At 61.0% G+C, this 17,203-nt stretch carries 14 protein-coding genes, 2 pseudogenes and 1 other annotated feature; of the genes and pseudogenes, 14 read left to right on the plus strand and 2 right to left on the minus strand.

The window, feature by feature from the left end:
- The first annotated feature begins 145 nt into the window (after positions 1–145).
- From EDD52_RS12825 to EDD52_RS12840, 5 genes and pseudogenes are all read left to right on the plus strand, one after another.
- The gene (locus EDD52_RS12825; protein ID WP_165907539.1) at positions 146–478 is read left to right on the plus strand and encodes a transposase; all 333 of its coding nucleotides are present in this window, start codon (positions 146–148) and stop codon (positions 476–478) included.
- Positions 433–549, plus strand: a sequence feature (AL1L pseudoknot). (Overlaps the previous gene by 46 nt.)
- Positions 475–768 (plus strand): annotated as a pseudogene (locus EDD52_RS24380) (IS3 family transposase); the annotation flags it as partial. (Overlaps the previous feature by 75 nt.) The gene EDD52_RS12825 and the pseudogene EDD52_RS24380, both read left to right, overlap by 4 nt.
- 61 nt (positions 769–829) lie before the next feature.
- On the plus strand, positions 830–1,258 hold the full coding sequence (locus EDD52_RS24015; protein WP_243651930.1) for a DDE-type integrase/transposase/recombinase: 429 nt from the start codon (positions 830–832) through the stop codon (positions 1,256–1,258).
- Positions 1,173–2,567, plus strand: a pseudogene (locus EDD52_RS12835) (IS30 family transposase). Before EDD52_RS24015 ends, EDD52_RS12835 begins: the two are co-directional and overlap by 86 nt.
- A 286-nt stretch (positions 2,568–2,853) precedes the next feature.
- Entirely contained in the window at positions 2,854–4,128 is a 1,275-nt protein-coding gene (locus EDD52_RS12840; protein WP_243651931.1) for a transposase, read from the plus strand.
- 181 nt (positions 4,129–4,309) lie between these two features.
- On the opposite strand, the gene EDD52_RS12850 is transcribed toward EDD52_RS12840, so the two are convergent.
- Positions 4,310–4,783, minus strand: coding sequence for a peroxiredoxin (locus EDD52_RS12850; protein ID WP_132245570.1), 474 nt, complete (start codon positions 4,781–4,783; stop codon positions 4,310–4,312).
- An 84-nt stretch (positions 4,784–4,867) separates the two neighbouring features.
- Between EDD52_RS12850 and EDD52_RS12855 the strand changes: the two genes are divergently transcribed.
- The 5 genes from EDD52_RS12855 to lpdA all read left to right on the plus strand — a co-directional run bounded on the left by EDD52_RS12855 (position 4,868) and on the right by lpdA (position 12,806).
- A complete protein-coding gene (locus EDD52_RS12855; RefSeq protein WP_132245572.1) occupies positions 4,868–8,152 on the plus strand; it encodes a YhdP family protein in 3,285 nt (1,094 codons plus the stop codon).
- Positions 8,153–8,199: 47 nt separating this feature from the next.
- Complete coding sequence (gene queA, locus EDD52_RS12860) at positions 8,200–9,270, plus strand: tRNA preQ1(34) S-adenosylmethionine ribosyltransferase-isomerase QueA (RefSeq protein WP_132245574.1); 1,071 nt, start codon at positions 8,200–8,202, stop codon at positions 9,268–9,270.
- A 99-nt stretch (positions 9,271–9,369) separates the two neighbouring features.
- Positions 9,370–10,632, plus strand: coding sequence for an MFS transporter (locus tag EDD52_RS12865; RefSeq protein ID WP_132245576.1), 1,263 nt, complete (start codon positions 9,370–9,372; stop codon positions 10,630–10,632).
- Positions 10,633–10,730: 98 nt separating this feature from the next.
- Positions 10,731–11,309 (plus strand): DUF924 family protein, encoded by a 579-nt coding sequence (locus tag EDD52_RS12870; protein ID WP_132245578.1) that lies wholly within the window; start codon positions 10,731–10,733, stop codon positions 11,307–11,309.
- A 102-nt stretch (positions 11,310–11,411) separates the two neighbouring features.
- Positions 11,412–12,806 (plus strand): dihydrolipoyl dehydrogenase, encoded by a 1,395-nt coding sequence (gene lpdA, locus EDD52_RS12875; protein ID WP_132245580.1) that lies wholly within the window; start codon positions 11,412–11,414, stop codon positions 12,804–12,806.
- 185 nt (positions 12,807–12,991) lie between these two features.
- Here lpdA and EDD52_RS12880 read toward each other — a convergent pair whose 3' ends face one another.
- Positions 12,992–13,645: an alpha/beta hydrolase gene (locus EDD52_RS12880; RefSeq protein ID WP_132245582.1), complete on the minus strand. Its 654-nt coding sequence runs from the start codon at positions 13,643–13,645 to the stop codon at positions 12,992–12,994.
- Between the two features lie 159 nt (positions 13,646–13,804).
- Between EDD52_RS12880 and iscR the strand changes: the two genes are divergently transcribed.
- The 4 genes from iscR (at position 13,805) to EDD52_RS23710 (ending at position 17,186) form a co-directional block, all read left to right on the plus strand.
- The gene (iscR, locus tag EDD52_RS12885; RefSeq protein ID WP_132245584.1) at positions 13,805–14,266 is read left to right on the plus strand and encodes a Fe-S cluster assembly transcriptional regulator IscR; all 462 of its coding nucleotides are present in this window, start codon (positions 13,805–13,807) and stop codon (positions 14,264–14,266) included.
- Between the two features lie 112 nt (positions 14,267–14,378).
- Complete coding sequence (locus EDD52_RS12890; protein WP_132245586.1) at positions 14,379–15,425, plus strand: cysteine desulfurase family protein; 1,047 nt, start codon at positions 14,379–14,381, stop codon at positions 15,423–15,425.
- 29 nt (positions 15,426–15,454) lie between these two features.
- The gene (sufB, locus tag EDD52_RS12895; RefSeq protein WP_132245588.1) at positions 15,455–16,978 is read left to right on the plus strand and encodes a Fe-S cluster assembly protein SufB; all 1,524 of its coding nucleotides are present in this window, start codon (positions 15,455–15,457) and stop codon (positions 16,976–16,978) included.
- 31 nt (positions 16,979–17,009) lie between these two features.
- Entirely contained in the window at positions 17,010–17,186 is a 177-nt protein-coding gene (locus EDD52_RS23710) for a hypothetical protein (RefSeq protein WP_165907541.1), read from the plus strand.
- The last annotated feature ends 17 nt before the right edge of the window (positions 17,187–17,203 follow it).

The following is a 17,203-nucleotide window of genomic DNA, read 5'->3' on the forward strand; positions in this document are numbered from 1 at the left end:
CCGTCGGTCAGGAAGGTTTGCAGGCCGTCCCAGGGGCGGTGGATGTAGGCCAGTTTCTCACCGAGGCGTGACTTGGCTGAGATGCGCAGGCGTTGTGAACCGCCCCGGGTTTGCCGGAGAGTAAAACACTCAAGGGATGAGCCCCATGACGAAGAGACGATTCACCCCCGCCTATCCGGCTGAGCTTCGCGAACGCGGTGTTCGGCTGTTTCGAGAGAACCGCGCAGATTACACCAGCGATACCGGAGCGTACCGCGCGATCGCGCCGAAGCTGGGCTGTTCGCCGGACAGTCTGCGTGCCTGGTGCCAGCAGGCCGAACGCGATGCCGGGCAGCGGGCCGGGCTGACAAGCGCCGAGAAGGATCGGATCAAGGAATTGGAGCGGGAGGTTCGTGAACTTCGCACTGCCAATGAGATCCTGAAGAAGGCTAGCGCATATTTTGCGGCGGCGGAACTCGACCGCCCGTTCAAGCGATGATTGCCTTTGTCGACAATCACTGTGGGGTCTTTGGTGTCGGGCCGATCTGCCGGGTTCTGGGGATCGCACCTTCGACCTTCTATGCGCATAAAGCTGTCGAGCGTGACCCGGATCGGGCATCGGCACGGGCAAAGCGCGACCTGTTGGACAAAGATGCCATCAAGCGCGTCCATGAAGCCAGCCGGGGACGCTATGGCGCTCGCAAGGTTTGGCACGTCTTGCGCCGGGAGGGCCAGGACATTGCCCGCTGCACGGTGGAACGACTGATGCAGGTCTTGCAAATACAAGGCTCCTCTCGGCAGAATTGCTGCGCAATTCGCCTGCCGGGCAATGGTTGTCCGGGGCAAGAAGGTGGTCACCACCAATCCCGATGCGGCCCAGCCATGCCCGGACGACAAGGTGAACCGGGCCTTCGTGGCGGAGATGCCCAACCAGCTCTGGGTTTCCGACTTCACCTATGTCTCAAGCTGGCAGGGGATGGTTTATGTGGCCTTCGTCATCGACGTTTTCGCCTGCAAGATCGTTGGCTGGCGTGTCTCGACCTCGATGACGACTGGTTTTGTCTGGGATGCTCTGAACCAGGCGATATGTAAGCGGGCGCCATCAGAAGCGGACAACCTGATCCACCACACGGACCGCGGCAGCCAGGGCGGATTCAACCGGTCGTCGCAACACCCCGTTGATGGAGGTGTAGATGACAAAAACAGGCAAACGAAAATCCGAACGTTCGACCCGGGACAAATTAAACTCACCAGGAAGGCCGCCAGTCTGGCAACGTGAGAATCTATGCCGGTTCTGGCGGGCGGTTGCAGAGGGGCTATCCAGTGAGGATGCCGCCGTTGAAGCAGGTGTTTCTGCGCCCGTCGGAACGCGATGGTTCCGGAGTTCTGGTGGAATGCCTCCCACACATCTTGCGCCGTCGGCGCCCTTGCTGAGGAACCGTAGCCTTTCCTTCGCAGAACGTGAGGTGCACAAGTGTCCGTGCCATCGCCCGGAAGCTTGGGAGATCGCCCAGCACGATCTCCCGAGAGATCAGGCGCAACTCGGCAACCCGTGGCGGAGACTTCGACGACCGTGCGATCAACGCACAATGGCATGCTGACCGTGCGGCTAAGCGGCCAAAAGCCAGCAAGCTCACGCTTAATCTCGCTCTGCGCGACTACGTGCAAGATCGGCTGTCCGGCCTCATTGCCACACCAGACGGCATCGCCTTCGATGGGCCTGTTGTGGTATGGAAAGGTCGGCGGGCTGTTCACCGGCAAAGCCGTCGCTGGTCGTCTGCCTGGAGCCCGGAACAGATCTCGCAGCGACCAAAGGTGGACTTCCCAGAGGATCCGACAATGCGCATCAGCCACGAAGCCATTTATTAGGCTCTCTACATCCAGAGACGCGGCGCGCTGAAGCGAGAGCTCTCGGCGTGTCTACGGTCCGGTCATGCGCTCAGGTTGCCGCGTGAACGCGGACGCAGTCGCGGCAAATCCTTCCTCACTGATGCGTTGACGATCAGCGACCGCCCGGCAGAGATCAGCGACAGAGCGGTTCCGGGCCATTGGGAGGGCGACCTCATTCCTGGTCTTGGCAGCTCGGCAATCGGTACACTGGTCGAACGCACAACCCGCTTCACCATGCTCTTGCACCTGCCACGAATGAAGGGCCATGGGACAGGAAAACCAGTCAAGAATGGACCAGCCCTTGCCGGTCACGGCGCCGAAGCCGTCCGCGATGCCATCGCCGAGACGATTGGTAGCTTGCCTGCTCAATTGCGTCGCTCGCTGACTTGGGACCAAGGTGCCGAGATGGCCCAACACGTGCAGCTGCGGATCGATACCGGTCTCGGAATCTACTTCTGCGACCCTCAAAGCCCCTGGCAGCGTGGCAGAGTGGCAGCAATGAGAACACCAACGGTTTGCTCCGCCAATACTTTCCCAAGGGCACGGACCTCAGCCAGCATGGCGCTGACGAGTTGAGCGCTGTTGCGCACTCACTGAACACGCGCCCTCGAAAGACATTGGGTTGGCAAACACCGGCAGAAGCTCTCGACCGGCTGCTCAAACAGGATACGATCGAAGCTGTTGCGACGACCGGTTGAATCCGCCCAGTACCTTTCGATCAGATACACCGAACGACTGGCCGAGGCGAATATCGCCCCGTCTGTCGGCAGCGTCGGAGATTCTTACGACTGTGAACGTGGTATTGCGGCTTGATGGCCTGAGCCATGCTACGATTGACTTCGTGTCATTGCATTGACATGTCGACCATCAGGTTGCCCCGGCAGCGGGCGAGACGTGACTTCATAGAAGCCTGACGGTCGGGGTACCATCACAGTTCTGTCCTCTTCGATCGGTGTCTGGGCCATTCCAGCAAAAGAGCCTTCCATGGATCACGTTATCATCGGCGTCGACACGCACAAAGACAATCATATTGCCGTTGCCATAGACGCGCAGGGTGCTCGACTTGGCAGCACAACAATTCCCACCACACGCAACGGTTACCAAGATCTTGAAATCTGGGCGGCGCAGTTCGGTCAAGTCAAAGCCTTCGAGATTGAGGGAACCGGCTCATTTTGCGCGGGCCTTTCCGGAGATCTGCTGGCCGAGGGTCACGAGGTTCTGGATGTGATGCGCCCCAACCGCCAGCTTCGCTTTCTTCATGGTAAATCCGACAGCCTCGACGACGAGAGCGCGGCCAGGTCAGTCCTGAACGGGCAAGCCACAGCCTTAGCCAAGACACAGACAGGGTCATCGGAGATGATCCGCCACCTGAAGGTTGCGCGAGACAGCGCGGTAAAAGCCAGGTCTCAGGCGATGATCACGCTGAAAACACTGATCGTGAATGCGCCATCAGACCTTCATGACGCACTCGACGGAATCAGAGGAAGGATCACTTTGGTGCGCCATGTTGCAGCCTTGAGGCCAGGCGAGATCACTTCCCCAATCGCATCCGCCAAAACAGCCATGCGCGCGATTGCACGACGCTGGCTTGCTCTGCATGAGGAAATCAACGCGCACGACCAAGAGCTTGAGCGGCTGGTCCGGGAGAAAGCGCCCGAGCTGATGAAATCACATGGTATCTCCACGGTGACCGTGGCCGAGATGTTGATCCTTGTGGGCGACAACCCAGAGCGCATCCAATCCGAAGCTGCTCTCGCGAAGCTGTGTGGCGTCTGCCCGATCCCAGCCTCATGCGGTAAGACCAACAGGATGCGTTTGCACCGTGGCGGCAATCGGCAAGCCAATTCCGCTCTGTACCGGTCGCCATTGTGCGCATGCGCGATGATGAAAGAACCAAGGCCTAAGCCAAGCGGCGAACTGCGGAAGGCAAAACCCGACGCGAAATTGTGCGCTGCATCAAGCGCTACATCGTGCGCGAAATCTACCGCGCTCTCTGCGCCTCACCCGACCTGGTTCCTGCCACTTGACAAATATAGGAGCATCAATGCTCTGGCCGAAAGCATCATCAGCCTGTTCAAGACCGAGGTCATCAAGTTCCTCGGCCCTTGGAAGTCGGTGGGTCAGGTCGAATGGGAAACCCTGAAATGGGTCGACTGGTACAACACCAACCGCCTGCATAGCGCTATCGGATATGTCGCGCCACAAGAAGCAGAGCTGGCTTTCTACGACAGCTTGAACGAGGACGAAAAAGCAGCCTAACTATTGAACCAAAAACCTCTCCGGTAAACCCGGGGCGGTTCAGACCACTTCAAAGGAGGAGGCTCAGTGCCATTTCACTGGCGAGACATCAGCCGGGACAATCTAAACCCGTGCATGCCGCATCGAGGTGAATATTGCCGGCGTCGAAGTGGCAATCCCGTGAAAAGACAACCGCCCGGGCTCAGAGAGCTTTGGCCGCCTCCAGAACCTCTTCGACATGACCCGGAACCTTGACCTTGCGCCATTCGCGCGCGATCCGGCCCTCGCCGTCGATCAGGAAGGTCGAACGTTCGATCCCCATGAAGGTCTTGCCATACATGGATTTTTCCTTCCAGACGCCGTAGCGTTCACAGGCTTCAGCGTCTGCGTCGGACAAAAGCGGCACAGTCAGCCCCTGCTTGGCCACGAACTTTTCGTGGCTTGCGACGCTGTCCTTGGAAATGCCGAACACCTTGACCCCAAGCGCCTCGAATTCGGGCAGCAGGCCAGAGAAACCCACCGCTTCCTTCGTGCAGCCGGACGTGTTGTCGCGCGGGTAGAAGAACAGCACGACCGGCGCAGGGCGCAGGCCCGACAGCGTGACCTCTTCGCCGCCATCGCGGGGCAGGGTGAAATCCGGCGCGATCACAGGCTCTTGTCTGGCGTCTTGGGACATTTGAGGCTCCTTATCCTTTGCAGTGGCAGAGGTTTCATATCAAACTCGACACAACAAGCGTAATCGCGAAAGGCGGCATGTCCAGTGACGGACACGGAAAGACCACAACAGCGCAAACGGATCCGGCGCAGCGTGCATTTCGCAAGCTGGCTGTTCACGGCGCTTTTCGTGCTGGTGATCGTCGCGGGGGTTACCGCGTTTTATGCGGTGGGGCGTCCGATAGCAGCACCCGATTGGCTGCGCGACCGGATCGAGCAGCGTATCGCGCAGGCCGTGCCCGGTCTGGCCGTGGAATTCGGTGAGGTCACCTTGCTGCTGGAAAAGAACGGCTCGCCCCGGCTGGCCTTCTTTGACGTTGATATCGGCACAAGTGACGGGCGCACGCTTGCGTCGCTCAATGATCTGGAGGCTGTCCTGTCGCGCGGGGCGCTTCTGCGTGGGACGGCGAAGCTGAAGACGCTTGAACTGGCCGGGGCTTTCCTGACGATGCGGCGGGACAAGGACGGGCGGTTCGGGCTTTCTTTCGGCGATACGCTTGCACCCGAAGGCATGGCCCGGGACCTGCCTGCCATCATCAACATTGTCGACAACGCGCTGGCCGACCCGCGCCTGAGCGACCTGCAAGAGGTGTCCGCCAACGGGCTTACCTTGCGTTACGAGGATGCGCGCGCCCGCCGAGGTTGGACAGCTGATGGCGGGCGGCTGACCCTGACGCGCGGAGAGCGCAACCTGTCGCTTCGTGGCGATTTCGCGGTGCTGAGTGGGGGCACGAACGTGTCGACGATCGAGCTGAATGCCGAAAGCCCGCTCGGGGATCCCGGGCTTGTCTTCGGCGTCACGCTTTCCGACATCCCGTCCCGGGATATCGCCACCCAAGGCCCCGCGCTGGCATGGCTGAGGGGGTTGCGCGCGCCGATCTCGGGGGCCATGCGGGCAGAGATGTTTGCCGATGGCAGTCTTGGCCCGCTGAATGCGACCCTGTCGATTGGCGAGGGCGTGTTGCAACCGACGGACAAGACACGCCCCATCCCATTCTCGGGCGCGCGAACCTACTTCACCTATTTGCCCGAAACGCAGACGCTGAGCTTTGACGAAATCTCGGTCGAGACCGATTGGGGGCAGGCGGTGTCAGAGGGGCGCGCGACGATGATCGGGCTGGAATCGGGCTGGCCCAGTGCGATGCTCGGACAGTTCCGCGTCTCGGATATTCGCACCAATCCGGGAAATTTCTTCGAAACGGACCTGGCCCTGAAAGGTGCAGAGGCCGATTTCCGGCTGGAGCTTGACCCGTTCAGGTTCTCGCTGGGGCGGATGCGCCTTCTGGACGAGGATCTGCCGCTTCTGATCACCGGAGAGGCCGCCGCAGCAGAAGAAGGTTGGGAGCTGGCGGTTGACGCCCGCGTGAAAGAAGTCTCCCCCCTTAGGGTAGAGGAGCTTTGGCCGCCAAGTGTCGTTCCGAAGACCCGCAAATGGGTGCGGGACAATGTGCAGGGCGGGGTCTTGCATGATGTGCAATTCGCTTTGCGGGCAGAGCCGGGGCAGGCACTTGCGACCTATCTGGGCGCAGAGTTTGAGGACGCAACCGTGCAATATGCCCGCACCTTGCCGCCAGTCACGCGAGCGGCGGGGCAGTTCGTCATCAATGGCAGCCGGCTGTTTGCGGCTGTGGACAAGGGCGAGGTCGTGCCGGTGCAGGGCGGGGCGCTGGATATTTCAGGTTCCAGCTTCACCATACCCGACATCCGCCAGCGTCCCTCTACCGGCAAGCTGGCGCTCAATGCGAAGGGGGCCATCCCGGCCGTTCTGGCCCTGTTGAACAGCGAGCCGATGTCGATCATGGACCGCGTGAAGAAACCGGTGGATGTTGCGCAGGGGCGCGCCACCGTCACGGGCCGTCTGGAGATGCCGCTGCGCAAAGGGGTGCGCCTGCCAGACATGACCTTCGATTTCAGTGCGGCTCTTTCCGGGGTGTCGAGTGACAAGCTGATCCCGGGCAGGGCTTTGCGCGCGTCTTCACTGGATGTGCGCGCGACCCAGAACGAGGTAAAGATCGGCGGTTCCGCGCGTTTGGGGGAGGTGCCCTTTACCGGGCAGTGGTCCATGCCACTGGGCAAACCCGGGGCGTCAAGCAGGCTTGCCGGTCGGGTGGAGATTGGACAGTCCTTCGCGGATGAATTCGGCATCGCCCTGCCGCGCGGCATGCTGTCGGGTAAGGCGCAGGCGGATCTGTCTGTCACGCTGGCCAAGGACCGCGCGCCGGAATTTGCGCTGTCTTCCGATCTTGCCGGGCTTGGCCTGCGGATCGACGCGCTGAATTGGGCCCTGTCGCAGGGGCAGAAAGGCAAGCTTGAAGTCGCGGGCCAGCTGTCGAAACCGGCGCGTATCGACCGCCTGCAAATCGAAGGCGCTGGGCTGAGCGGTTCCGGTGATGTTCGGCTCAAAGGCGATGGCAGTCTTGACCGCATCGCCTTTGACCGCGTGAGGCTGGGCGGTTGGCTGGATGCGCCAGTGGTTTTGACAGGTCGGGGGAAGGGCGCGCCGCTTGCCATCAGCCTGCCTGGCGGATCGGTCGATATGCGCACGGCCAGCCTCGGTGGCAGCAGCCGCGACGGTGGCGGCGGCGGCGCGACCGGGCCGATCACGCTGGCGCTTGACCAGTTGCAGATCTCTGACGGTATCGCGTTGCGGCCCTTCCGGGGGACCTTCACCACCGGGGGCGGGCTTTCGGGCGATTTCACCGCGCGCATCAACGGCCGGGCCGACATCGCCGGGCGCGTTGTGCCGCAGGGCAACGGTGCCAGCGCCTTTCGCATCCAGTCGCAGGATGCGGGCAAGGTCGTGTCGTCCGCAGGTTTGCTGAAAAATATCGCAGGGGGGGCGATGGACCTGACCCTGCGCCCGACCGGCCAGAAGGGAACCTATGACGGGTCGCTGAAGGTGAGCAATACGCGCTTGCGCAGCGGCAACGCGATCGCGGCGCTGCTGGATGCGATCAGCGTCGTGGGGCTGCTGGACCAGATGAACGGACCCGGCATCTTCTTTTCCGATGTGGAGGCTCAGTTCCGGCTGACCCCGTCGCAGGTGGTCCTGTCGCAATCAAGTGCCACGGGGCCTTCGATGGGCCTGTCGCTTGACGGGTATTATTCACTGGCAAACAAATCGATGGATTTTCAGGGGGTGATCTCGCCGGTCTACATTCTGAACGGGATCGGGTCCTTCCTGACACGCAAGGGCGAGGGGCTGATCGGGTTCAACTTTACCATCAAGGGCACGTCGGATACGCCCAAGGTCAGCGTGAACCCGCTATCGATTCTGACCCCCGGCATGTTCCGCGAAATCTTTCGCAGACCACCGCCACAGACCCAGTGACCTAAGGAAGACCGCGACCTGAAAAGGACCGCCAGAAAGACGTTGCCATGAAACTCGCTGAATTCGATTTTGACCTTCCCGACGACCTGATCGCAACGCGCCCCGCACAGCCGCGCTCTTCAGCGAGGTTGCTGGTGGCAGAGGGCGACGCGATCCACGATGCCGTTGTGACGGATATCGTGAACTGGTTGCGCCCCGGTGACCGGCTGGTGCTGAACGACACGCGGGTGATCCCGGCACGCCTGTCCGGGCTGCGCAGCCGCGATGGCGCCGAGGGTGCAACACAGGCCCGGATCGAGGTCACGCTGCTGGAGCCCACATCGGACGGATCCTGGATGGCCTTGCTGAAACCCCTGAAAAAGGTGCGCGACGGCGAGGTGATCACGTTTTCACCAAAGCTTGAGGCCACGGTAGTGTCGCGTGATGAAGGGCAGGCCAAGCTGCGTTTCAGCCTGTCGGGCACGGATTTCGACGCGGCGCTGGCAGAGGCGGGCGCCATGCCGCTGCCGCCTTATATCGCGGCAAAACGTCCGGCGGATGACCGCGACAAGACGGATTACCAGACCGTGTGGGCCCGCCGTCCGGGTGCGGTTGCGGCCCCCACGGCATCGCTTCATTTCGACGATGCGTTGCTGGGCGCGCTGAAGGACAGGGGCATTGCGTTTACCCATGTCACGCTGCATGTCGGCGCCGGAACCTTCCTGCCGGTCAAGGTGGAGGATGTGACCACCCACCGGATGCATGCCGAATGGGGCGAAGTCACCCAGACCGCCGCGGTCGAGATCGCCGCCACCCGTGCCGATGGGGGACGTATCATTCCCGTCGGCACAACGGCGCTGCGACTGATCGAGAGTGCCGCCGCGGATGGAGAGATCCGCGCCTGGTCCGGCGATACCGATATCTTCATCTATCCGGGCTATGAATTTCGCATCACCGACGCGTTGATGACCAATTTCCATCTGCCGAAATCCACACTGTTGATGCTTGTCTCGGCCCTGATGGGGCAGGACCGCATTCGGCGGATCTACGCCCATGCGGTGGATGCGCAGTATCGTTTCTTCTCCTATGGGGATGCGTCATTGCTATTGCCCGGTTGCAAAAGCGACAGCAAAGCCTGATGTGCGTCGCTGAGGGGATATGCGATTCCCCTTTCGCCCGTTAGGCTGAACCAAAGGCCCTGGCGCCGTCCCTGAATCCCTCGTACCGCCGGAGGCACCATGCTGCACGTCTTCAAGAATTCCTGGGCCCTTCTGCTTGGCATGATGCTGCTGATGCTGGGCAATGGCCTGCAAGGTTCACTGCTCAGTGTGCGGGGCGGGGAGGCTGGGTTCTCGGCCTTCGAGATGTCGATGGTGATGTCGGCCTATTTCCTTGGCTTCCTGTTCTCATCACGCATGACGCCAGAGCTGATCCGCCGCGTGGGGCATGTACGGGTCTTTGCCGCGCTCGGGTCGTTCATCTCTGCCGTGCTGATCATGTACCCGACATTTGAACATCCGCTGGTCTGGACGCTTGGCCGGGTCGTCATCGGGTTCTGCTATTGCGGCGTGTATGTGACGGCCGAGAGCTGGCTTAACAACGCTGCAACCAACGAGACGCGCGGCCAGTCCCTGTCGCTTTACATGATCGTGCAGATGGTCGGGATCATCGCGTCGCAGGCGCTGCTTCTGGTGCCGGATTCCTCGGGCTACCTGCTTTATGTTATCCCGTCGGTGCTGGTGTCGATCGCCTTTGCGCCGATCCTTCTGTCGATCACGCCCACCCCCGCCTTCGAGACCACCAAGCCGATGTCCCTGAGCGATCTTTACCGCGTCTCGCCGCTTGGATGTGTTGGCATGTTCCTGCTGGGCGGCGTGTTCTCGGCGCAGTTCGGGATGGCGGCGGTCTACGGCACCCAGGCCGGGATGACGCTGCAACAGATATCGATGTTCGTGGCGTCCTTTTATGTCGGCGCTCTGCTTCTGCAATATCCGCTGGGCTATATGTCTGACCGCATGGACAGGCGTCAGCTGATCACCGGCTGCGCGGCCATTGGTGGCGGGGCCGCTGCGGTCGCCGTCATGCTGAATGGCAATTTCACGATGCTGCTTGTTGCGGCCTTCCTGATCGGCGGCATGTCCAACCCGCTCTACTCGCTGCTCATCGCCTATACCAACGACTTTCTCGGGGTCGAGGACATGGCCGCATCTTCGGGCGGGCTGCTGTTCATCAACGGGCTGGGGGCCATTGCAGGCCCGCTAATCACCGGTTGGCTGATCGAGGTCGTGGGGCCGGGGGGCTACTTCGTCTTTATCGGCGCGCTCATGCTGTCGCTTGCGGTCTACGCGCTTTACCGGATGACCCAGCGGGCCGCACCCTCGGTCGAAGATACCGCCGCCTATTCGCCCCTGGCGGCAGGCTCCAGCCCCGTTGCTGTCGAGGTCGCGCAAGAGCTGGCAATCGAAAGCTCGCAAGAGGATTCGCAGGATGCAGCCGCCTGATGTGACGCTTTGTCGTAAATTGTTACTGTCTAGGACGGCAAAGGCAGTGTTAGGATTCTCGCATCTGCGGGGGGGCAAACCGCAAGGAGTGTGAGCCGATGGTGGCGCCTGAAGATGTACTCAAGTTCTGGCTCGACGAAATCGGGCCAAAGGGTTGGTATCAGGGTAGCGAGGAACTGGACGCGCAGATACGCGAAAAGTTTCTTGATAGCTGGCAAGGAGCGATGGAGGGCCGCTACGCATTGTGGCTGACTTATCCATCAGGAGCGCTGGCCTATATCGTTCTTCTCGACCAGTTCCCCCGCAATATGTTCCGCGGAACAGGGCAGGCCTTTGCGTCCGACAAAGTGGCGCTTGCTGCGGCCAAACAGGCCATCAGCAAAGGCTGGGACATGAAGATTGACGAACCGGCCCGGCAGTTTTTCTACCTTCCGATGATGCATTCCGAAAACCTGTGTGATCAGGACCGCTGCGTGCGGCTGATCAGCGACCGTATGGGGCAAAGCGGGGACAGCAACCTGACCCATGCGCAGGCGCATCGCGAGATCATCCGTCAGTTCGGCCGCTTCCCATACCGCAACGACGCGCTGGACCGGAAAACCACCGATGCTGAGGCAGAGTTCATGTCCTCTGGCGGGTATGCGAAAGTTCTCAACCAGATCAGCGTCCCGGCCTGAACGCTCTTTGGCGCTGGGCATCTGGCGGGCCTTGTGCCCGTTGATGCCCCACCCGAGTTCGGCTAGCGTGCCTTGGCATGGCAGAACGTAGCGGAGGGGCACATGGCGTCGCAGAAATTCGACATGATCGTGATTGGCGCAGGCCCGGGCGGCTATGTTGCGGCCATTCGCGGCGCGCAGTTGGGGCTGAATGTCGCGATTGTGGAACGTGAACATATGGGCGGGATCTGCCTTAACTGGGGGTGCATTCCAACCAAGGCTTTGCTGCGGTCCTCTGAAGTCTTTCACATGATGCAGCGCGCGGGCGATTACGGGCTGAAGGCCGAAAGCATCAGCTATGATCTTGACGCCGTCGTCAAACGGTCGCGCGGTGTGGCCAAGCAGCTGAATTCCGGCGTGGCGCACCTGATGAAGAAGAACAAGGTCACCGTCTTCATGGGCGAGGCAACGCTGCCCGCCAAGGGCCGCGTCAGCGTGAAATCGGCAAAAGGCACCGAGGATCTGGAGGCTGCAAACATCGTGCTGGCCACAGGCGCGCGCGCCCGCGAATTGCCGGGGCTTGAGGCGGATGGAAAGCGCGTCTGGACTTACAAGCACGCCCTGCAACCACCTCATATGCCAAAGAAATTACTCGTCATCGGCTCTGGTGCGATCGGTATCGAATTTGCCAGTTTCTACAACACGCTTGGCGCCGATACGACCGTGGTCGAGGTGATGGACCGCATCCTGCCTGTCGAGGATGCCGAGATTTCCGTCTTCGCGAAAAAGGCTTTCGTGAAGCAGGGGATGACCATCCGGGAAAAGACAATGGTCAAGAAGCTGGACCGCAGCAAGGATAAGGTCACGGCACATATCGAACAGGCCGGAAAGGTCGAGGCGCAGGAGTTCGACACGGTGATCTCGGCCGTGGGGATCGTTGGCAATACCGAAGGGCTGGGGTTGGAGGCGCTTGGCGCGAAGGTCGAAAAGACCCATGTCGTGACGGATAGTCATTGTCGGACGGGCGCGCCGGGTCTTTATGCGATCGGCGATCTTGCGGGCGCGCCCTGGCTTGCGCACAAGGCCAGCCACGAAGGCGTTATGGTGGCGGAGCTGATCGCAGGCGGCAAACCACATGCGGTGACGCCTGATGCCATCGCCGGTTGCACCTATTGCCAGCCCCAGATTGCCAGCGTCGGGCTGACAGAGGCCAGGGCCAAGGAGCAGGGGCACGACATCAAGGTCGGTCGTTTCCCGTTCATCGGCAATGGCAAGGCCATCGCACTTGGCGAGCCGGAAGGAATGATCAAGACGATCTTCGACGCCAAGACCGGCGCGTTGCTGGGCGCGCATATGGTGGGGGCCGAGGTCACAGAGCTTATTCAGGGCTACGTGGTGGCCCGCCAACTGGAAACGACCGAGGAAGACCTGATGCAAACAGTCTTCCCGCATCCTACGCTGTCAGAAATGATGCATGAAAGCGTGCTGGATGCCTACGGGCGCGCGATCCATTTCTAAAGGGTCTAAGCAAGACCCCGCTTGCCAAGAAGACCGTCACTTAGCGGCGTGGTGAGACGTGAGGGGATGTAGTGAGACGTGAGGGGATGGCCCCCTCACGTTGTCATTACTCCTTCAGGCGTCACCGAAGAATGGCCCGAAGCCGTGCCGGAGCTGTGTCTGCAGCAATCCGCAGGCGTGCAGCGTCAGCGCGTATTTTCGGTCAGGCGCCGCTTCACGTAATCCGACACGTTGGTGATCATCGTGTCCATATGCGGTTCTTCGAAGAAATGCCCGGCACCCTCGATTTCGGTATGGGTGACGGTGATGCCCTTCTGTTCGTGCAGTTTGCTGACGAGGCTGCGCGTATCGGCAGGCGGGGCCACGCGGTCATTCGTGCCGTTGATCACCAGACCCGATGACGGGCAGGGCGCGAGGAACGAAAAGTCGTACATATTCGCGGGCGGGCTGACCGAGATGAAGCCGGTGATTTCCGGGCGCCGCATCAAGAGCTGCATCCCGATCCACGCCCCAAAGCTGAACCCTGCAACCCAGCAATGCTTGGAGTTGTTGTTCATGGACTGCAGGTAGTCCAGAGCGGAGGCGGCATCTGACAGCTCGCCAATGCCCTGATCGTATTCGCCCTGCGACCGGCCAACCCCACGGAAGTTGAACCGCAGCACGGTGAAGCCCATGTTGTAAAAGGCATAATGCAGGTTGTAGACGACCTTGTTGTTCATCGTCCCGCCGAACTGCGGATGCGGGTGAAGAACGATGGCAATCGGCGCGTCGCGTTCCTTTTGCGGATGGTAGCGGCCTTCGAGGCGGCCTTCAGGTCCGGGAAAAATCACCTCGGGCATGGTCGGGTCTGACTCCTGGTGGGGTGCGGCTATATTCTTGACGAATTCACTCAAGCACCTTAGAATGGTTCTAATCCGGCTGGAAGTCCGGTCAAGCTGCATGGCAGATAAGCCCTGCGGCGGCAGACGTCAATCGTTTCGCGAGGGGAGTAGGGCGCAGTGAAGCTTAGCACGAAGGGCCGTTACGCCATGGTGGCATTGGTCGACATCGCGTTGCAGCGCGATGGAGACCTGGTGACATTGGGCGATATCTCGAAGCGTCAGGATGTGTCGCTGCCATATCTGGAACAATTGTTTGTCAAATTGCGCCGCGCGGGGCTGGTCGCATCGGTCCGTGGTCCGGGCGGCGGATATCGGCTGGCCGTGCCCGCCAGTGAAATCCGCGTGGTCGATGTGCTGGCCGCCGTGGACGAGACCGTGGACGCAATGCACAAGGGGGCGGGCGCCTCTGGCGGGCTGTCTGGCAGCCGCGCGCAATCTTTGACCAACCGTCTGTGGGAAGGGCTGAGCGCGCATGTTTATGTCTTTCTGCACCAGACACGCCTGTCGGATATCGTTGGCAACGGGCTGGCGCCTTGCCCGGCGGTCCCAAACCTGTTCGCGGTCGTGGACGAAGAATGATGTTGGGTGACCTCAACGCGGTTTCGCGAGTCCGGAGGGTGGGGCGGGCACCGTCTGCCGCCAAGGGTGGAATTCGCCTCCGGAATATTTCTGCCAAGAAGATGGGCCGCACATGACGTCCCGTGTCTACCTTGATTACAACGCCACCGCGCCTTTGCGGCCAGAGGCGCGGGGCGCAATGATCGCCGCGATGGATGTCGTCGGCAATCCGTCTTCTGTCCACGCAGAGGGGCGCGCGGCGAAAGCAATTGTCGAAGCGGCACGCGCGCAGGTCGCAACGGCGTTTGGGGCCGATGGGGCGGATGTCGTGTTTACCTCAAGCGCGACAGAGGCCGCCGCGCTGGCCTGTGCCGGGCGGGGTCTGAGCGGCGCAGCGATAGAGCATGATGCCGTGGCCGCCTGGGTGTCGGCTGGGTTGGCCGTGGACAGGTTGGGCCAGGTTACGGTCGACGCGCCTGAAAACACTGCGCTTCAGCTTGCCAATTCGGAAACCGGGATCGTCCAGGACCTGCCAGAAGGGCTTGCGGTCAGTGACATGACGCAAGCGTATGGAAAACTGCCTTTGGCGTTCAACTGGAGCGGTGCCGGCATGGCCCTCATCTCGGCTCACAAGCTGGGCGGGCCAAAGGGGGTTGGCGCGCTTGTGATGAAGCGGGGCACTGATCTTGCTGCACAAATTCGCGGTGGCGGGCAGGAAATGGGGCGTCGTTCCGGCACCGAGAATGTGATCGGGATCGCAGGGTTCGGCGCGGCAGCAGAGGCGGCAGCGCGGGATCTGGACGCTGGCATATGGAACCGGGTTGAAAAACTTAGAAACATTCTAGAAGAATCTATTGAGGCTGGCGCAAAAGAGACTATTTTGGTCGGGAAATCAGCGAGACGTTTGCCGAACACCTCTTGCCTTGCCACGCCGGGCTGGAAGGGGGAAACGCAGGTCATGCAGATGGATCTTGCGGGCTTTGCCATCTCGGCCGGGTCTGCCTGCTCCAGCGGCAAGGTGCGCGCCAGTCGCGTGCTGACCGCGATGGGATATGACGAGGCCGTGGCGGCGAGCGCAATCCGCGTGTCGCTGGGGCCTACGACGACAGAGGATGAGGTGCTGCGTTTCGCGGAAGCGTGGCTGACGAAATACAACAGACACCGGGCGCGGGCTGCCTGAGGCACCGGGTTCGAGCGAAGGAGACGAGCATGTCGGCATTGGATACCACAACCGTCAAGGAAGGCGTCGACCGCGAAACCGTGGAAGCGGTGCGCGAAGTTGGTGGCAAGTACAAGTACGGCTGGGAAACCGAGATCGAAATGGATTACGCCCCCAAGGGGCTGACGCCTGACATCGTTCGGTTGATCTCGGAAAAGAACGGCGAGCCGGAATGGATGACCGACTGGCGTCTGGCGGCCTATGAACGCTGGTTGCAGAAGGAAGAGCCCGACTGGGCGATGGTCGACTACCCCGAGATCGATTTCCAGGACCAGTATTACTACGCCCGTCCCAAAAGCATGGCCGAAAAGCCGAAATCGCTGGACGATGTCGACCCCAAGCTTCTGGAAACCTACAAGAAACTGGGTATTCCGCTGAAAGAGCAGATGATCCTTGCCGGTGTTGAGGGCGCAGAGGATGCGCCCGCCGAAGGCCGCAAGGTTGCCGTGGACGCGGTGTTCGATTCTGTCTCTGTTGGTACGACCTTCCAGAAAGAGCTGCAGAAAGCGGGGGTGATCTTCTGCTCGATCTCCGAGGCGATCCGCGAGCATCCTGAACTGGTGAAGAAATACCTCGGTTCCGTCGTGCCGGTGTCGGACAATTTCTATGCAACGCTGAACTCTGCCGTGTTCTCCGACGGCTCGTTTGTCTATGTGCCGCCGGGCGTGCGCTGCCCGATGGAGCTGTCGACCTATTTCCGCATCAACGCGGAAAACACCGGACAGTTCGAACGGACGCTGATCATTGCCGACAAGGGCAGCTATGTCAGCTATCTGGAGGGCTGCACCGCACCGATGCGCGACACCTCGCAGCTTCACGCCGCGGTGGTGGAGATCATCATCGAGGAAGACGCCGAGGTGAAATATTCCACGGTGCAGAACTGGTATCCAGGCGATGAGAACGGCAAGGGCGGGATCTATAACTTCGTGACCAAGCGTGCCGACTGCCGGGGTGACCGGGCAAAGGTGATGTGGACGCAGGTGGAAACCGGCTCTGCCGTGACGTGGAAATACCCGTCCTGCATCCTGCGCGGCGATGACAGCCAAGGCGAGTTCTATTCGATCGCCATCACCAACCACCACCAGCAGGCCGATACCGGCACCAAGATGGTGCATCTGGGCAAGCGCACCAAGTCGCGCATCGTGTCCAAGGGGATCTCGGCCGGCGTGGCGCAGAACACCTATCGTGGCCTCGTGTCGATGCATCCCAAGGCCAAGGAATCGCGCAACTACACGCAGTGCGACAGCCTGCTGATCGGTGACAAATGCGGCGCGCATACCGTGCCCTATATCGAGGTGCGCAACAATTCGAGCCGGGTAGAGCATGAGGCGACAACGTCCAAGGTGGATGACGACCAGATGTTCTATTGCCGCCAGCGCGGCATGGACGAAGAAGAGGCCGTCGCCCTGATCGTCAACGGTTTCGCTAAGGAAGTGCTGCAAGCCCTGCCGATGGAATTCGCGATGGAAGCGCAGCAACTGGTGGCGATCTCGTTGGAAGGGTCGGTGGGCTAGCCGCCGGGTCTGACAAATAGTGTGAACGGACATGACCACCGTGCTGACAACATCCCTGCTTACCGGCGTGTTCTGCGCCCTGTTCGCGGTAGTCATCGACTTGGTGACAGACGCGCTCAGCATGTCGGTGGTTATCGGGTTGGCGTTCGTTTCGGGGTTTCTGGGCAGCCTTTTCGCACAGGTCGTATTGGGGAAGGGACGCAAATGAAGCGGTTTCGGGGTGAC

This window comes from Primorskyibacter sedentarius, assembly GCF_004342065.1.
Taxonomy (GTDB): domain Bacteria; phylum Pseudomonadota; class Alphaproteobacteria; order Rhodobacterales; family Rhodobacteraceae; genus Primorskyibacter; species Primorskyibacter sedentarius.